The sequence below is a fragment of the Sporocytophaga myxococcoides genome (assembly GCF_000775915.1).
In the GTDB taxonomy this organism is placed as follows: Bacteria; Bacteroidota; Bacteroidia; order Cytophagales; family Cytophagaceae; genus Sporocytophaga; species Sporocytophaga myxococcoides_A.
Map to the genome: position 1 here is coordinate 256,178 of NZ_BBLT01000007.1, position 18,687 is coordinate 274,864.

Annotated in this window: 16 protein-coding genes; 9 read left to right on the forward strand and 7 right to left on the reverse strand. The window is 33.9% G+C overall.

The window, feature by feature from the left end:
- Window positions 1–34: 34 nt before the first annotated feature.
- The 3 genes from MYP_RS17335 to MYP_RS17345 all read left to right on the forward strand — a co-directional run bounded on the left by MYP_RS17335 (window position 35) and on the right by MYP_RS17345 (window position 2,443).
- Window positions 35–409 (forward strand): hypothetical protein, encoded by a 375-nt coding sequence (locus MYP_RS17335; protein ID WP_045466093.1) that lies wholly within the window; start codon window positions 35–37, stop codon window positions 407–409.
- A gap of 138 nt (window positions 410–547) precedes the next feature.
- Entirely contained in the window at window positions 548–868 is a 321-nt protein-coding gene (locus MYP_RS17340; RefSeq protein ID WP_045466096.1) for a hypothetical protein, read from the forward strand.
- Between the two features lie 492 nt (window positions 869–1,360).
- Window positions 1,361–2,443: a hypothetical protein gene (locus MYP_RS17345; RefSeq protein WP_045466099.1), complete on the forward strand. Its 1,083-nt coding sequence runs from the start codon at window positions 1,361–1,363 to the stop codon at window positions 2,441–2,443.
- A 169-nt stretch (window positions 2,444–2,612) separates the two neighbouring features.
- On the opposite strand, the gene MYP_RS17350 is transcribed toward MYP_RS17345, so the two are convergent.
- Window positions 2,613–3,260, reverse strand: a complete 648-nt coding sequence (locus tag MYP_RS17350; protein WP_045466101.1) for an outer membrane beta-barrel protein — start codon at window positions 3,258–3,260, stop codon at window positions 2,613–2,615.
- A gap of 214 nt (window positions 3,261–3,474) precedes the next feature.
- Window positions 3,475–4,185 carry a hypothetical protein gene (locus MYP_RS17355; protein WP_045466104.1) on the reverse strand — a complete coding sequence of 237 codons (711 nt, stop codon included), beginning with the start codon at window positions 4,183–4,185 and terminating at the stop codon, window positions 3,475–3,477.
- A 602-nt stretch (window positions 4,186–4,787) separates the two neighbouring features.
- Here MYP_RS17355 and MYP_RS17360 point away from each other — a divergent pair.
- Window positions 4,788–5,318, forward strand: coding sequence for a DUF4240 domain-containing protein (locus tag MYP_RS17360; RefSeq protein WP_045466108.1), 531 nt, complete (start codon window positions 4,788–4,790; stop codon window positions 5,316–5,318).
- 66 nt (window positions 5,319–5,384) lie between these two features.
- Window positions 5,385–6,866 carry an ATP-binding protein gene (locus tag MYP_RS25320; protein ID WP_052430305.1) on the forward strand — a complete coding sequence of 494 codons (1,482 nt, stop codon included), beginning with the start codon at window positions 5,385–5,387 and terminating at the stop codon, window positions 6,864–6,866.
- A 78-nt stretch (window positions 6,867–6,944) separates the two neighbouring features.
- On the opposite strand, the gene MYP_RS17370 is transcribed toward MYP_RS25320, so the two are convergent.
- From MYP_RS17370 to MYP_RS17390, 5 genes are all read right to left on the reverse strand, one after another.
- A complete protein-coding gene (locus tag MYP_RS17370) occupies window positions 6,945–8,006 on the reverse strand; it encodes a response regulator (protein WP_045466111.1) in 1,062 nt (353 codons plus the stop codon).
- Between the two features lie 22 nt (window positions 8,007–8,028).
- Window positions 8,029–9,267 carry a PAS domain-containing sensor histidine kinase gene (locus tag MYP_RS17375; RefSeq protein ID WP_231570067.1) on the reverse strand — a complete coding sequence of 413 codons (1,239 nt, stop codon included), beginning with the start codon at window positions 9,265–9,267 and terminating at the stop codon, window positions 8,029–8,031.
- 32 nt (window positions 9,268–9,299) lie between these two features.
- Window positions 9,300–10,289, reverse strand: coding sequence for a 2-hydroxyacid dehydrogenase (locus MYP_RS17380; RefSeq protein WP_045466114.1), 990 nt, complete (start codon window positions 10,287–10,289; stop codon window positions 9,300–9,302).
- A gap of 197 nt (window positions 10,290–10,486) precedes the next feature.
- A complete protein-coding gene (locus tag MYP_RS17385) occupies window positions 10,487–10,747 on the reverse strand; it encodes a hypothetical protein (RefSeq protein ID WP_045466117.1) in 261 nt (86 codons plus the stop codon).
- A gap of 193 nt (window positions 10,748–10,940) precedes the next feature.
- Entirely contained in the window at window positions 10,941–11,813 is an 873-nt protein-coding gene (locus MYP_RS17390) for a universal stress protein (RefSeq protein WP_045466121.1), read from the reverse strand.
- Between the two features lie 194 nt (window positions 11,814–12,007).
- Between MYP_RS17390 and MYP_RS17395 the strand changes: the two genes are divergently transcribed.
- From MYP_RS17395 to MYP_RS17410, 4 genes are all read left to right on the forward strand, one after another.
- Entirely contained in the window at window positions 12,008–12,604 is a 597-nt protein-coding gene (locus tag MYP_RS17395) for a TetR/AcrR family transcriptional regulator (RefSeq protein WP_045466124.1), read from the forward strand.
- A gap of 38 nt (window positions 12,605–12,642) precedes the next feature.
- Entirely contained in the window at window positions 12,643–13,125 is a 483-nt protein-coding gene (locus MYP_RS17400) for an acyl-CoA thioesterase (protein WP_045466127.1), read from the forward strand.
- Window positions 13,126–13,736: 611 nt separating this feature from the next.
- The gene (locus MYP_RS25325; RefSeq protein ID WP_197060114.1) at window positions 13,737–17,207 is read left to right on the forward strand and encodes a glycosyl hydrolase family 8; all 3,471 of its coding nucleotides are present in this window, start codon (window positions 13,737–13,739) and stop codon (window positions 17,205–17,207) included.
- Between the two features lie 464 nt (window positions 17,208–17,671).
- On the forward strand, window positions 17,672–18,682 hold the full coding sequence (locus tag MYP_RS17410; protein WP_045466130.1) for a DHH family phosphoesterase: 1,011 nt from the start codon (window positions 17,672–17,674) through the stop codon (window positions 18,680–18,682).
- Window positions 18,683–18,687: the final 5 nt, after the last annotated feature.

An 18,687-nucleotide genomic window follows, 5' to 3' on the forward strand; every position in this document is an offset into this window, starting at 1 on the left:
CAAAAGATATTCGTGGTCTGATTTATTTGACTAAATGGATACTATATTCGATCTATCTAATATTGCTGCTGGAATAATATTGGCAACCTCTACTTTGATGAAAGTTAAAAGTATTGCCGAAAGTATTTTAAAGCTTAGTAATTGGCTTACAGGATTCAAAGTGATTATTGGGTTTGTATGTCTTATTTTAGGATTGATTTTTTTGTTTCGACCTGGATGTTCTTTATATGATTTAACAGGAATTTTGGCTGGTCTTGTCCTTTTAACCGATACGCTTACCGGTATTCCAGGGATTGGAGAATCATTGACCAAGCTTTCCAGATCTCTTTTACCATTTACAACTGTAATTGGAGTTGCATCACTTGTTGTTGGAATCCTTGGACTTCTCGATTTAAACTTTTTGTGTTAATTTTTAAAATTCTGCCCATTTTCATCCATGATAGATTTTATTTTTCAGTTGTGGAAATCATTCTTTTACAGTCATGTCGTAGTTTGAAATGTGTCTAGCATTTTGTTAGCTCATTAAAATGATCTAATAGTCATAGCAATGCTACAGAAATACAATGAAAAACTACTTGATCATTTTTTTTATTTATTCTGGTTTTTGGGGGAGCAAAAAGTTGTAGCAGAGCTTTTATCGTCCTTTATAATATTAGTCTTACCGAATGCTTATATTAACTACTTACTTGCCAATGGTCTTCAGAGTCAGAAGAAGGCGGTTCTTGTAAGAAAAATAGGTCTTTTGCCGCCTGTAGGTGCAAGGCTAGTTGCCTTATTATTCATTGCAGATCTTGACCACGGGAAAGGTCCGTTATTTAGTTTAATTTCAACAGGAGGGTTAAAGCATTCTGTTCTGGGTAAGATTTGATACTGCTACATAGTTCTGATAGTTCATCTTATTGTGATTGGTGTAATGCTTGTAATGGAAGTTCTGGTGTTCATGTTGAAAAAGATACATTTACTTCTCAATGGCATTTGCTGGCATTATTGAAGTCTTGAATTCTAAAAGTAAATGAGCAAGGCAGAGTGATAACAGAAAAAGGTATTAAGGGAATAAACTTACGGAGAAAAAGGAATTTGCATTAAAGAGGTAATTTAAAAAGGGATGGGTAATCCACTGATTTTTTGTTTTTTACCATTTTGTTCCTTTATAAAATAAATACAATGGTAATATGTTGTTATACAGGAGTTTGTTTTTGGATTTGTGTGATTCCTATCAGGGAAAATACATACCAGGCTTTATGCTTAAAATGAAATAAACCTATTTAAAATTGGATTTATTTTATTAATTTTAGCATCTTAAATATAAGTCAAAAGTCAATCTGTTAAATATTTTTCTATTTAATAATTAGAGTTAGCAATGGATTATAAAAAGTTGGTTCCCATCATTCTGCTAGTATTAATTACTATTTCAGGTAATTCCCAAACAATCAAGACTGAACTAAAAGATAAAAAAGACAGATTAATTCAAAAAAACAGAGTTAACTTTTATGGTAAGTTAGAGAATGACCTGAGCGGGATAGCGACTATTAAATATGAATATGATCGGAAGGGAAAGTTGGTAAAGAAATCTTATTTTAATAAAGATGGACAGATGATAAAGCCAGATACCACTTCTGATAATCTGGAATATCCTTCATATACTTTATATAAATATAACGAGGAAGGTTTAATTTCGGAGATCAGTAATCATTATGTTGATGGTTCTTATCTTGATCTTGCTAATAAACCTGCAGTTAAAAGATTCAAATATAAAAACAATCAGCTCACAGATGAATTCAATTTTGATAAAAGAGGAAAGTTGAGAGGAGTTGGAAACCTGGAAAAAGCTGTGGTTAAATATACTTATGCTGGCAGACAACTAATTGAAGTCAGAAGTTATGACAAGGATAAAAAAATTCTTGATTTCGGATTGAATATTGAGAGACATACTTATGACAGCCTTGGAAGGAGAGCAAGAACTACCTATCATTTTGCTAATTCTGAGATTTTTCTCACAGATAGATATTTTTACAATAACAAGGGACAGTTAATTAAAAAAGAAAGTTATAAGAAAAATGGCCAGCTTGATTACTCTGTTAAATATACATATGCAAGTAATGATCAGATAGTTAAGAGAGAGTATCAATATTCTAACAGAAAAACAGAGATTGAAAAGCAGGGATTCGAGGTTAGTATTCCGGGTTGGAAAGTCACTAATTTACCCTCTCTTGATGCAATTAAAGATATAGATGGAATAGGTGCATTTTATTTTACTTTGGATCAAGCAGGAAATATAAAAGAACTGAGAAGGTCTCATGGCAAGGATCCATTGATGTATGCAGTGATACCCTATATCTTGCAGATTAAGTTTGAAAAAGATGATAAAAACCCTGTTAATAATATGAAAGGAGAAATTAAGGTTGGGGTTTTGAATAAGGACATTGAGGTGGAGGAGTTTTAAAAGTTGTTGAGGCTTTTTGAATTAATAGGAGGTTGTTTATTGAGTTTTTTATTTTATGCCTCGATTTACTAAAATAGATTTTCAAAAAATAAGTGCATTTCAGGAATTCAATTAAAAAAAAGGCCATTTGACTATTCAAATGGCCTTTTTTTAATCAATAAAATTTAGATTACAGGTATAAAAACACACCTAATTGAACATTTGCAAGGTCAAAGTTAAAGTCTACATTATTATTCTTGCTTTTATAACCATCATATTTTATGACTGAGTGGGTATATCCGATTCTTCCAACAAGTAGTTCAATGCCTACTTTTGAATAAGGGAAGAATACTATACCCGGTCTTATATTTGGACTAAAATAACTTGTCTTATTCTCGGTAGTTTCAACTCTATTAAAGAAACTATTATATGATTCATTTTTATTTTTACCAAATCTGAAATCAATAGCTGCCTGACCAAAAATGGCGAAGTTATCTCCAAATTTTTTATAATATCTTCCGAAAGGGCCAACTAAGAAATAAGGATTTTTGTCTTTCAATTCCGGAGTAGTACCATTTGCCGGGGTTTTTTCTGTATATCCTCCGAAACCGATATTTAATCCTAATGCAAAATTTTCTGCTATGAAATATCCTATTGCAGGAGTTACGAAATAAGAAGTAGTTTTTACACCATCTACAGTAGTTCCTCCATTTACAGTGTTGGGTCTAGCTGATGATATTCCGATACGGCCTCCTACAAGAAAATTACCTTGTTCCAATTGAGCAAAAGAAGTAAGTGATGCCAGTAAAAAGGCAATTGATAATAATTGTTTTTTCATTGTAACTAGTTAGTTGGTTAGTTAAAGTTATTAATTAAATAAATCCAATAGTAAAACCTGATCAGGTGAATGATCCTTTCTTTTCCATTAGATTCAATCGAAGGTTAAATATAATTTTTTGAAAATTGTTTAAAAATTTTTTTAATAAAAATGTACAACACCAATGAATATTTCCGATCCTCAAATGTCTGCTTAAAAAGTTATGATATTTTCTCTATTGCATTCGAAGACTGTTAAGGATTTCTTTCAATTCCGGATCAGAAGCATATTTGATATAAATTTTTTCCAGTTTTCCTTCAGACTCAATTGGATTATAGCCAGCCAGAAGTAAAGATTGTGCAGTTATTTGAAAAATATAAGTAATTCCTGCATAACCATGATCATATTTATCAAATTCTGAAATGGTCCGATTGTGAAGATTTACGAATATTCTGCAATATTCCGCAAACTCATGTTTACTCATTGTTTCAACCTCTTTCAGTTTCTGAATTCTTTCAATTTCACTTTTGGAAAAGAAAGCATAACCGAACTTAAGAGCTGTATCCTTTTCGAGTGTTCTGATAAGGGATTTATTTCCTTTCATAGCAGTATCATTTCCATTCCACGCCATATGAAAACTTTTGCCGGGAACAAAATTCAGAAGGGTAGAAGCATGCACCAATTCATTCCCCTTCTTGCTTTTTGATATGACATATACCCGTTTCTTTTTGTAAGCGATTTTTTCATATTTATACTTATCCGCTGGTAAATCTTTGGGATATAGGTCAAAGAATAACTGTCTTGAAATTATTGAATCTTTAGTAATACTCGTCTGGATGATGCCATTTCTGTTAATAAAATACCAATCTCCTATAAGTGATTTTTTTTGAGAAAATGCTGATAAACAGTATAATAAAAATAGAAATGTTAATTTTATAATTCTCATTTAAGTGAGTTATGTTTTTTATGAAAATAGCCAGAAATTCGAATCGTGATTCTTTAATTCAATCCTATTTAATAAAGCAAAATCAAATCTTTATGTTTAGTATGAGAATTATTTGAAGTTTTTTAAATGCAACGAGATGAGTAAAAATTAGTTATATTAATTTAAACTTCCCATTAGTTTATTGTTGCTTGTTAAGCAGTAATATACTTTTTATTGGTAACAAGTCCAATAAAAAATGCATTGAAGATTAATTCGGAAATATCGGTATAGAAAGATGTTGGTACATGTAAATAGTATATTAGTCTTGATTATTTTGTTTTTAATCTAAAAGTTTGGCATCATATAAAAATATTATCTACTTTTGGACTTCCATAGCTGGTTGAAAGATCCCGGAGATCAATATACTCCCCGTATATCCTCCGGGATTATTTTTTTATAGCCTTTTAGAAATATACCTCTGGCAGATTTTGGTTTGATATAAATATTATTTAATCTTTAAACATTTTCCGTTTATTTAAGTCTACTTATATTTTTAGGTACAATATAAATTCATTGATTTAGTGAATTGCAACATGGTGTATTTTTAATTATATTTTAATACTATGGATATCGTAAAATTTTGGGACATAATTGAGCAATCGAAAAAAAATACAAATGAAGATATCTATTTGCAACTAGACAATCTTCGAGAGGAATTGCAGCATTTGAATAAAGACGAAATAGTAAAAGCTCAGGAAATATTTTTGGATTTAATGGATCAGGCTTATAAATGGGATTTGTGGGCAGCGGCATATACAATTCAAGGGGGATGTTCAGATGATGGATTTATTGATTTCAGAGCGTGGTTGATTGGAAGGGGAAAGGAAATATATTATGCTGCTCTTGAAAATTCTGATTCTCTTTCCTTAATGTCACAGGAGGCACTTAAAGAGAGTGAAGCCGGGGAAGAGTATAACTACCTATTTGCTGAAGCATACGAAGAACTTACGGATGAGGAAATGCCGGAGATTGCAAGGACTTTTAAAACCAATCCTGATGGCAAGGAATGGGATGAAGAAAATATTAATGAATTTAGGCGGATTAACCCTAACCTTTTTGAAAAATTTAAAGAGGAATGGGAAATTGATGATTAACATTAGTAATTTAATCTTATAGCTGTTTTTTTATAATTTTTCCGGACTTATTTTATTCCATTATTCATGGAAAAGGCTGTTGGTCATAATAGAATACCTCATGATTCTTCAAGGAAACTTACGAAGTTATATATTCTTGCATTATCTGCATTAGCATTTTTAATCCTTCTTGGACAAATCCTAATTCAAAGAGCATTATCTAATCAGACAAAAGATTCATACATTGTGAATATGTCTGGCCGACAAAGAATGTTAAGTCAGAAGATTTGTAAGTTATGTCTGTCAATAGAACGGAGTCCGGATTCATTATATAGGGCTGAAACAGCCCAAAAGCTCAGAGCTGCTTTAGCTATATGGAGCAAGTTTCACCAAGGACTGAGATGGGGTGATACATCAGTAAATCTTCCTGTAAATACAAATCATGCGGTTGAATTATTATTTGAGGAAGCAGATACCTATTTTAATGAAATGTACAACAAAGCAAGAAATATCTCTTCAGTTGTGACAAACCGACAATGGAATTCGAATCTGATCCATGAGGATATAGAAACGATACTTTTGAATGAGACTTCTTACCTGTACCTTATGGATTCGATTGTGAAGGAATTTGAAAAGGAAGCACGACTAAAAGTATTATTTCTGAAAAAGATAGAAATGATTTTGTTTGTCATTACTTTTTTGGTATTGGTACTTGAAGGTTTATTTATTTTCAGACCAGCAGTTCAAAAAATCAGTGAGGTAATTGCAGACCTTACCAATAAGGAAATGCAACTAACAACCTTGAATAGTCAGTTGGAGATAAAAATAAATGAAAGGACCAAAGAATTGTTTGAGAAGAATCAGGAGTTGGAAATGAAGAATAAGCAGCTGGATAAAATAAATAAAGACCTTGATAATTTTGTATATACAGCTTCTCATGACTTGAAAGCACCTATTAAAAATATAGAAGCTCTTTTTAATTTGTTGAAAGGACAGGTTCCGGAAACTCAATCAAAAGCTAATGAGATAACAGAGATGATGGATGAATCTATTGATAAGTTTAAGGATGTATTGAGTGAACTTGGATACATTGGAAAGGCACAGGGAGAGATTGAAACAGGAACAGAAAAAGTAGCTTTTAAAGACGTAATGGAGGAAATTAAATTAACGATTAAAGATCAGGTACAAAGTTCCGGAGCCTTAATTACCGAAGATTTTAAGGCTGCTCCAGAGATAAGTTTTTCTCTTAAGAATTTAAGAAGTATTTTATTTAACCTGCTGTCTAATGCAATAAAATATAGAGATCCCCAAAGACCTCCAATGATAAATATTTCAACCAAGAAGATAAAAGATTATATTGTTTTACAGGTGACTGATAATGGAATGGGAATAAAGGAAAATGAAATATCAGAAATCTTTAATATGTACAAACGATTGCATAATCATGTTGAAGGCTCAGGAGTTGGGATGTCTATAGTAAAAAGGATTTTGGATAATAATGGAGGAAAAATTGAAGTTAAAAGTAAAGTAGGTGTGGGGTCTACTTTTAATGTTTATTTCAGGTGTTAAAAAAAATAAAATAAAAACGCGGCTGTGTGTGTTTCATAGCCACGTTTTATTAAATCTTTACTTGTTGAAAAGTAGTTTTTAATGCTTCAGTTTGGATAATTTATCTGAGTTAACAATAGTTATTCTACTGCCTGCAATCTGAATAAAGCCTTCCTCTTTGAAATCAGTGAGGGTACGTATTACAGTTTCTTTGGATGCTCCTACAATACCGGATAAATCATCTCTGGATATGGCCATAGTAAATTCCTTACTATCGGTACTTTGATATTTTTTCTGTAGCATCAGCAAGGCTTCTGCAACCCTTTTTCTAACTGAACCATAAGCAAGTTTAAGAAGTCTTTCCTCTTTCTCAATTACATTATCAGAAAGTAGTTTTATAAATTTGTTGGCAACGTCTCTGTTGTTATATAGCAAAGCAAAAAAATCTTCTTTCAATATAGAGCAGATCTTTGAATCCTCCAACGCTACGGCACTTTCTGTATATACTGAGTTTTCCAGTAAATCGGTATAACCAAAGAAATCTCCTTCTTTATACAAGCCTGTGATAAATTCATTTCCCAGTTTATCAGATCTGGACGTCTTTATTTTGCCACTACTTACAAAATATAAAAAGTTGGGGTAGCTGCCTTGAGAAAATATGGAATGTTTTTTAGGAACGGAAATAATTCTCTGATCATTATGGGATAGGTTTTCCAATTCTTTTATTCCTCTTACTTTGCTGATAAATTCGTCCAGCCCTTCAGTCGTTTTCTTAAATTCCTCCTTAATAAGGTCATTTTTCTTTAGCCTTGTTTCAACTGCATCCAAAAGTTCCACATCATCAAAAGGCTTTGTCAGATAGTCATCTGCGCCAAGTTTCATTCCTTTGCGCATATCATCTTTTTCTGCTTTCGCCGTGAGGAATATGAATGGAATACTGGCTGTTGCTGAATTTTTACTCAATACATGCAATACCCCGAAGCCATCAAGTTCTGGCATCATTACATCGCAGATGATTAGATCCGGATTTTCTATTTTGGCTAATTCAACACCAATCTTACCATTTTCTGCTGTAACTACTTTGTAATTTGATAACTCAAGAATCTCTGCAGTATTCTCTCTTACTTCCTGGTTATCTTCTATCAGTAAAATTTTTTTCATACTAAGTAATTATAAAAAAAGCCTATCTATTCAGAACTGGTATATTAACTTTAAAAGTCGTACCTATACCAAGCCTACTTTCTACTGAGATATTTCCTTCCAACAATTCTACATAACGTTTTACGATATTAAGCCCAAGTCCTGTACCTTGGATATTTCCTGCATTATGTGCTCTGAAAAATCTGGTGAACAAGAACGGAATATCACTTTCCGGTATTCCAATGCCTTCATCTTTGACTGTTATATTTATTTCTTTCTGACTTACAGATATTTCGATAATAATAGTGCCTTCGTCAGAATATTTAGAAGCATTAGATAATAAGTTTAACAGAATATTTTTTAATATATTTTTATCAAGATAAACATCCTCCAGACCATTATGCCTGCATAAAATAGTTTGATTATTCTTTAATGCAGGGGTTAGTTCGTCATTAATTTCAATGGCAAGGGAATGTAAGTTGAACTGTGATGGATTGTTTGAAATAATACCTTCTTCCAGCTTACTTAAAGATAAAAAATCATTCAGTATTCCCGTCAGGTTTGAAACAGAGGATTTTATTCTCAGGATATGCTTATCTATTTTTTCTTTTTCTCCCATTTCATTGTATTTGGAAATAAGAGAAACGGAAGAAAGGATAGTGCTAAGTGGAGTTCTGAATTCATGAGAAGCAATGGTTACAAATCTTGATTTAAGCTCGTTGAGCTCCTTTTCTTTCTCAAGTGCTTTTCTTACCTCAGCTTCTGCTTGCCTTTGCTTATTATTTGTTTCTTTAAGTTGTTTAATTGCGTCAAAAAGCTCTGATGTCCTTTGTTGAACACGTTCTTCCAGTTCGATATTTAGCTTTTTATATGCATTTTCAGCTTCCTTAAGCTTTGTAATATCATGTATGACTCCAGTATAAATGATTTTATTCTGAAGGAAAACCTCACTTACGCTGAGACGGAAAGGGAATACGGTCCCACTCTTTTTTTTCCCAAGTACTTCACGACCAATTCCGATTATCTTTTTTTCACCTGTGCGCTGGTAGTTTTCAATGTATTCATCATGTTTGCTTTTATCAGGTTCAGGCATTAGAATTTTAATATTCTGACCAATAACCTCATGAGGAGCATATTCAAAAATTTTAGCGGCGGCAGGGTTTATCGTTTCAATAATCCCTCTTTGATCTATTGTAATAATGCCATCAATTGCTGTTTCTATAATAGCCCTCAGGCGGGATTCGTTATCCAACGGATTTTTGTCCTGTTCGTTTAATGTCAACTTCTCTTTTTATTCTAAGGTTAAAAATATATTTAACAAAGTTCATTTTTTGATTTGTTTCCAGATTGCCAGCAATCAATGTTGTAGATAGTTGTATCTGAAATATTTTTTAAAGCATTATCAGTCAGAAATGCCTGGTGACCGGTTATTATTACATTTTTGAATGTCAGCAATCTTGCAAATACATCGTCTTTCATAATATCTGCTGAATGGTTATAGAAGAATAAACCTTTTTCTTTCTCATAAACATCCAGCCCCAAATAGCCTATTTTCCCTGACTTAAGAGCATCAATAGCATCAATTGTATTGATCAGACCTCCTCTTCCTGTATTCACAATCATCACTCTATCTTTCATTTTACTGATACTTTCTTTGTTTATCATAAATTTTGTATGCTCATTAAGAGGAGCGTGTAAAGAAATAATATCAGCCTTTTGATACATCTCATCAAGGGATACATATTGAAGGTTATATTTCTCAGTGTAATCTTTGTTTTCTTTAATGTCAAACCCCAACACTTTGCAACCGAATCCATTCATTATCTTTGCTAATATCCCCCCAATTTTTCCTACACCAATAATACCGACTGTTCTGCCATTAAGGTCAAAACCAATAAGTTCATCAAGCAGAAAATTGTAATCTTTAACTTTGTGGTCTGCCTGAACTACTTTCCTGTTTAATGCAAGGATCAGCATTGCTGTGTGTTCGGCTATTGAATAAGGGGAGTAGTCAGGAACATTGGCGACTTTGAAGGAGAGTTCTGTGGCTTTTTTGAGATCTACATTGTCATATCCAGCTGCACGAACAGCAATAGAACGGATGTTAAGTTTTTTTATAATTTCCAGCACTTCTGCCGATGCGTCATCATTGGTGAAAATTGAAATTGCATCACACCCATTTGCTCTATAGACTGTTTCTGAAGATAGTGCCTCTTCAAAAAAACATAACTCATGTTTCCCCTTATTGGCGCTTTCAAGATATTTTCTTTCGTAAGGTTTGGTGCTGTAGATTGCTAATTTCATGCTGTTATTGACTTGTTATTGTTTTTTATTATATGTTTTATAAACTAAAATGAATATTACTTGAAATCAATTAATTTGCTTTAAATGTAAGCCAGAAAATTCCACCGAGCCAATGGAGGCCCTTATGCTGATGACTAGATAAGGCTTTATATCTGCATGGATATCTTCTGCATACTTTACAATTCCATTATATTCTGTTAAATCTTCTCGAAAATACTTTCACAATTTTTCAACTGAAACCGGTTGATATAATCTCTTAACCTGCTTTGGATTATATTATGATCTGATTCATAACTGATCAAGGGATTAATATATAATAAATGAATTTTAAAATCAAATATTTCCTGTGATGCTTTTAGTTTACTTATGAATTCAGGAGAATCATCTTGAATGTTAGTGGCAAGCACAACATTTCTGATTAGAATATTCTTGTTTTTCCTTTTTACTGATAAAACCATACAGTCAGCTCTGGTTAGAAAGTAATATATCTGGAAAAATGTTTGCCTGGATCTCCAACTTTTATCTTAGTTACAAATCTAACTCCTGCATATCTTACATTACAGAATAGTATGGATTTTAGTTTTTGCAATCTCTATACACTTCAGCACATACACTTACCCCATTTTATCAGGCATGAATATCTCGCCAGTTTCACTGATGGAGGTTCTTTGAATGTAAAATCAGAACAGGAATGTTGAATTTTTTTAAAACACTTTTGATTACACTTTTATGAAATAATTCGTCTAACCAGTTCCTTTCATTATAAATAAGTGCCAGTAAATCTGCTTTGTCTTCATTTACACTTTTGTATAAGCCTTCTTCAACTATATCGGACAGGACAGTTTTATATTTAATATGATCATAGTTTGTTACTTTTTTTACTGAATTTAAGACCTTAGATACTGTTTCGGATTCACTGATTTTTTCATATTCCTGAAAGGATCTGGCATAGTGTTCTATATGTAACAGTGTTATTTCAGCATTATATAAATCAGCCAGCTCAATGATGTTTTTTACAGAATAAATTTTTTCGGATAGCTCTTCTATAGCAAAGTCTATTTTGCTGAAAGGTTTGACAGGAGTGTCTTCATGAATTACAAGTATTGGCACATTGGTATTACCTATGATATTCTGAACTGTGCTGCCTAATATATTCTGAAGTCCTGCTGGATTGTTTGTTCCCATAACAATGAGATCAACATGGTGGCTGACTGCAAGCTCTTTTATTTCCTCTTCCGGAATATTGTATTGAAGGATGTATTGTGCATTTATTGTCTTGCCCGAGTCAGTTTTAAAAGATGATATATATGCACATACAGAATCAAGCTGCGATTTTAAATATTCCTTGGTTTCTTCCAACACATTGTCAAATACTACAGGAAAAGGCTCATCATTAATAGAAGTGAGCGTATAGGCATGTGCAACAATGATTTTTGCATCAGCTTTTTTTGCTATTTCTATGGCAAATTCCAATGCTTTCTGAGAGGCTTTTGAAAAGTTAGTCGGAAGGAGGATTGTTTTCATTTTTTTAAATTTTATAATGTAAAAGTCAGATTATGAGGGGCTATTAAAAATGAGCTTAATTAGTAAAAAAAGTGATATTCATCAGATTTGTATAGAATTACCTAATGTTATTGCATATAGTTTTGACTTTTAATTGTTTGTTAATTTTATGTTACTTTTTTGGTTTTTAGACCGATCAGTCTTATTTTTGTACGGTGGAATCAAAAGCTGAAAAGACAAAGGCGTTAATTATTGAAAGAGCTGCTCATGCTTTTAATAAGAAGGGATATCATGGTACTTCCATGAGTGATATACTGGAATTGACCGGCTTGGCGAAAGGAGGGGTATACGGTCATTTTAAAAGTAAAGAAGAAATCATAGAAGCTGCTTTTGAATATTCTTTTGCGAAAGTAATGAATGAACTGGTTTTGCGAATAAAGGCCTGTGATAATGCCATTGATAAATTATTTGCCATCACCGATTATTATTACAATTATACTTTATATTCACCCATAGAAGGCGGATGTCCGATTCTCAATTATAGCAGTTTTGCCGATGAGAGCTTGCCTGGATTAAAGCTTCTTCTCAATAAAGCTTCTAAACAAATGCTATTAAGCCTTGTTCAGATTATTGAAAAAGGACAAAAATACGAACAGATAAAACAATCTGTTCAGGCAAATCTTGCTGCCGATATTCTCTATAGTCGGATAGAAGGTGCTATTATGCTTTCCAAAGCTACTGGAGACCCTTTGAAACTTAATAGATTGCTTGATGAACTGAAATCATATATTACAATTACTTTAAAAGCTTAATTATTTTAACCTAAAAAAGACCGAATGGTCTATTTGATATGATAAAAGAACCTAGCTCCGTTTATACCGTCCGTTTCCAGGATTGCGATCCAATGGGACATTTGAACAATAGCCGTTACATTGATTACATCATTAATGCACGGGAAGACCACCTGGATCAGTATTATAATTTAAAGTTGAGTGACTTTATAGCTGCCGGTTATTGCTGGGTGGTTACCAATCACGAGATCTACTACATCAAGCCATCTTTGTATAATGAAAAAGTGAAAATTCAAACTTCGGTTATTGAAGTAGACAATTCTTCACTACTTGTTGAAGGGCTCATGATGAGTGAAGATGAAAGTCAGTTTAAGAGTCTTCTTTGGACAAAATATTTTTATGTTAATGTTAAAACTGGTAAAAGAGAAAATCACGCACCGGAACAGATGGATTTTTTCAATAGCCTTAAAAACGAACATCTTAGCAATTATAAAGAAAGCAGAAATCGCTTAAAGACTATATTAGACCTGCAGAAAAGGTAATGTAGTAAAGCTGTAGTTGGATAATTTATATCAATAATAGGGCTTAATTATTGGGGAACATCGAAGTCTTGTATCTTTTGTTTAGATATGTAGGTTAATTATTTGAGCTATTCTTGTTCCTATGAACCATCATTTTTCTTAGAAAGTGAAGTTATGATTAATCTCATTTTGACCTTTACGAGATTAATTATAACAATTTATTTAGCTGATTTTAAACATTTCAGTTTGAGAAATGAATGTGAGAGTTTTTAATAATAACCTTACACATTTAAACATTTGCTTTTTGACTTCCTTTATGTCCAGAATAACTGGTATTTACTTTTTTAAAAAGATTTTGGTTTACCTTTTTATTTTCAGTGTGTAGCTGTCTTAATTCAATCTATCCTGAAATGAATGCTGATTTTTAGTTCATGATTTGATTATGAATAATTAAATATAGCAGGAAGTTGATTTAAAAGCTGATTTAAAAGCTGATTTTAAATCTGAAAATTATAAAACACATTTACTATCAATCAAATATTCTAAAGAAGATGCGCTTATTCTCCAAAAAGATTTTAGCTGTTTCAAAACTGGCCAGTTTATTATTAATGTTTTGCATAAGCATTGAAGGTATGGCACAAATTCCATCAACCTACCAGGTTGGCAGGTGGTATAAGTTCAAAACAGCAGCAGTGACATATACTTGGGATGATAATACTTCCAATCAGCTGCCGGTAGCTATTCCTCTTTTTAATCAGTATAATTTTAAAACAACCATGTTTGTGGTGACCAATTGGGGACCAAACTGGTCTCAGTTAAATACCGCTGCCGGTAATGGTCATGAAATTGCTAGTCATACTGTTTCGCATGCTACATTGAATTCTATAGGCATATCTCAACAGGAGACAGAATATCGAAACTCTCAAAACACTATTAATTCCAATGTACCAAATGGGAAATGTTTAACAATAGCGTATCCAAATTGTAATACAGGAGATGTATCTACTTTACAAAAGTACTTCATAGCTGGTAGAACCTGTAGCGGTCAGATTAATTCAAGTTCACCTACAGACTTTTATAATCTTAGCTCTATCATATGCGGAAATACAGGTGTTAATACTGCTAATGATTTGAACAACAGAATCAACAATGCTAAAAATTCTAATGGCTGGTGCGTTTTACTTTTTCACGGTATTGATAATGATGGAGGATATTCTCCTATAGCATCCAGCGTACTTTCCAGCCATTTATCTTATGTAAACAGTAATTCTGCGGATTACTGGGTGGGAACATTCTCGAATGTTGTAAAATATATTAAAGAACGTAACGCTCTGAATATCTCTGAAACTGCTGTAAATAATGATTCATTGAGATTAACTGCAACAGATAATCTTGATAATTCTATTTATGACGCAGCGGTTACCGTGCGCCGTCAATTACCAAGCGGTTGGACAGAAGCAAAAGTATATTTAGGAAACACCTTGCAAACATCTACTATTGTGACAGTAAATAATGTCAAGTATATAGAGTTTGATGTAGTTCCGGACAAAGGTACTTATGCTCTTGCAAATAAAACTTCTACTTCAACTTGTGCCACAGTTGCACCGACAGTTGTATCTCCGATAACTTATGCAAAAGGCGCTACTGCATCTGCATTAACTGCAACAGGTACTTCTTTAAAATGGTATACTGAATCTGCCGGAGGAACAGCTTCAACTACCGCACCGGTTCCAAGTACTGCTACGACAGGTACTAAAATATACTATGTATCACAGACTTTGAACAACTGCGAAGGTCCAAGAGCTGCAATTACTGTAAATGTTACGGAAGGTTCTACAGGAGGAGGATGCAACGAAACGGGAGAAGGTGCTTATTTCACAGGAGTATACAGAAATATGTTCAAAGAACTTTTGAACAAAAGTGACACAGAAATCAATACCAAGATCAACAATGCCTTTCAGCAAATATTTTACGGAAGTGCCAATCAGAAATTATATTATGAAGTAGGTCAGGACCAGGCTTATATTCTGGATGTAGCCAATAATGATGTTCGTTCTGAAGGGATGTCTTACGGATTGATGATTTGTGTACAGCTCAACAAACAAGCAGAGTTTAATAAGTTATGGAGATGGACCAAAAACTATATGCACCATACTTCAGGGAATTTGGATGGATTTTTTAAATGGTCACTAAATACAGATGGGAGTGCGAAAGACAATAATCCAGCACCAGATGGAGAAGCATATTTTGCAACAGCTTTATTCTTTGCTGCCAATCGTTGGGGTAATGGCACGGGAATATTTAATTATGAGTCTGAAGCACAATCTATTTTAAGTAAAGTACAGAGCAAAACAGGTGCAGGTGGCATCAATAATTTGTTCAATACAAATTCAAAGTTAATAACATTCGGACCTAATCAGGGGTCGTACGACTTTACGGACCCTTCTTATAACTTACCTGCATTTTGGGAATTGTGGGCTCGTTGGTCAACATCGAATAAAGCTTTTTGGGCTCAGACACCAGCAGCAGCAAGAAAGTTGCTTCGTGATGCATCTCACTCTAGTTCTGGCTTAACAACAGACTACTCAAATTTTGACGGAACACCTAAATCTACATCTTTTAATTCTGATAGTCATAGATTTATGTATGATGCATGGAGAAGTATTATGAACATTGGGATGGACTATCATTGGTTCAAAGCAGATGCCCTGCAGCCTGCCATTGCTGAGCGTTATTTGACATTTTTCAAGAATCAGGGATCAGGATATAAAAACCATTATGACTGGAATGGCTCTAATGCCGGAGGTGATCATTCAACCGGTCTCGTTGCATGTAATGCAGTAGCCTCTCTGGCCACAACAAACACGACTCTTTCAACACCTTTTGTACAGGAGTTTTGGAACATAGCAGTTCCCACCGGCACTTACAGATACTATGATGGTATGTTGTATATGCTTGCCATATTAAATGTATCCGGTAATTTTAAAGTATATAAACCTGCATGTGGAGATCCTTGTGAGACTCCTGCTCCGAAAGTAACAGCTGCTGTATCATATGAACTTGGTGATGTTGCTAGTGCATTGACAGCAGCAGGTACCAGTCTGAAGTGGTATACCGTAGAGACTGGCGGAACTGCTTTAGCTTCAGCACCTGTTCCAAATACTTCAGCTCCTGGGAGTGTGACTTATTATGTTTCTCAAACATTGAATGGTTGTGAAGGGCCGAGAGCTGCTATCACTGTTAAAGTTACTTATACTTATAAAATTTATAATACAAGCATTCCTCCGACAATAGATGGATTAGTGGATGAACTGTGGAATGACCCTCTTATCACCCCAATCACTCCTACAAAAACTCTTGTGGGAACAATATCTAACAGCAATGATTTGAGTGGTTCAGCTAAAATTATGTGGGACAATACAAATGTGTATGTCTTGGCTGTTATAACCGACAATGTAAAGACCAACGACAGTCCCAATAGCTATGAAGATGATGCTGTAGAATTTTACTTTGATATCAATAACGATAAAGCAACTACTTATGGATCTAACGATGTTCAATATACTTTTGGATGGAACGATGGCGCTGTAGTAGGTGTATTACCATCCGGAAGATCTACTGCAGGAATTACCTATAGCAGTGTTAGCACTACTGATGGTTATATCATAGAAGCCAGCATACCATGGACTACCTTACAAGGAACGCCTTCCAAAGACCAAAGTATTGGTATTGATTTTATGATCAATGACGACGACGACGGTAGTGGCAGAGATAAAAAACTGTCATGGAACGCATCTGAAGATAATGCATGGCAAGATCCTTCTCTTTTGGGAACAGCAGTACTTGCAGAAAGGATTATTACCAGTATCGGAAAGAACAACCAACTTAACATTGAGATATATCCGAATCCTGCTCAAGAATTTGTCAAGGTACAAGGAGTGCAAGGGAATTTTGAATACCATATTTGGGATAATTCGGGTAGACTGATTGAGCAAGGTAAAAGTGATGGCCAAATTGAAACTGGCAATCTAAAGTCAGGCATTTATGCTCTGATGATCCAGCAAGAAACCCTGAATAGTGTGGTGAAGATAGTAATTAAATAACATTCGGGAGGATCACCAACTTCTTACTTTATAATAGCAATTGAAAGAGGCTGCCTTTATTAATAAGGGCAGCCTCCTTTTTTGTAAACAGGAATAGTGCCCAAACAAAACTGTATTCCAGTAAACGGAATGGGAAGTAAATTTCTATAAATGATTCCGGTTCTCCATTTTGGAACCTTGCCTGCTACCTTTCTCACAGGCGTCGAGTAATAATAGTTAGAGATACTTCAGATGGACTTTAAGTTCATGTTCCTGTAAGACTTTCTGCACTATAAGCAGTGATTGCAGCCCGAGATATGTTGATACAGAGTAACTACCTTTTTCTTAAGCCTTTATTTATCATTTGTATAAGGATGTAGAATGTTATCTAAACCATTCAGTAATATTTACTGAGGAGTGGGGGACTTTTAATTTTTTTTAAATAGAACTAAAACTTAATTTGCGCATCCTTAAGCAAATTTGACATGAATCCATATAAAGAGATTGAAAACGAAATATTAAATGCCTCACATATACTTATTACAGCACATAAATCTCCAGACGGAGATTCAGTAGGAAGCTCATTGGGTTTATTACATTTTATTGAAAGATTAGGTAAAAAGGCTGTGATTGGTCACCCGGATCCTGCACCGGAGTTTTTGCAATGGCTGGAAGGAATTGATTCAATTTTATATATGGAAAGAGATGGAGAGGTATTGAAAAATCATTTTCAGAAAGCTGATCTTATTTTTTGTCTGGATTATAATGCCACGGATCGGGTAGGACCGGAAATGCAGCAGCTTTTGAAATCGACTTCTGCTAAAAAAATCATGATAGATCACCACCTCAATCCGGAAAACTTTGTGGATATAACTGTCTCTGCAACAGAAGTTTGTTCAACTGCTCAACTTATTTATGAGCTCATTGAACAATCAGGACATGCAGATTTATTAAGCGAAAAAATCGGAACAGCTTTGTATTTAGGAATATTAACAGATACCGGATCTTTCCGCTTTCCTTCGGTGCAGCCAAGAACACATGAAATATTAGGGAAATTGCTTGGTGCTGGAGTTTCACATCATCTTATACATGAGCAGTTGAATGACAATAATACAGTGGCACGCTTACAGTTGCAGGGATATGCAATGAGCGAAAAGCTGGAAATTCTTGACAGCTGCCATGCTGCAATTATTTCACTGACCGAAGCTGAACTTACACGGTTCAAGGCTCAAAAAGGAGATACTGATGGTCTGGCTAATTTGGCGCTATCGATTAAAGGAATCAGAATAGCTGTTTGCCTTTATGAAAAAGAAGGAAAAATCAAGATGTCATTCAGATCTAAAGGACAAGAAAATCCTGTTAACATTCTGGCTGAAGAACATTTCGACGGAGGAGGACATGCCAATGCTTCAGGAGGTATCAGTGAATTAGGTATGGATGCTACATTAAAAAAGCTAAAAACTTTACTACCGGTTTATTATAAATCGGATAAGTAAGAAGA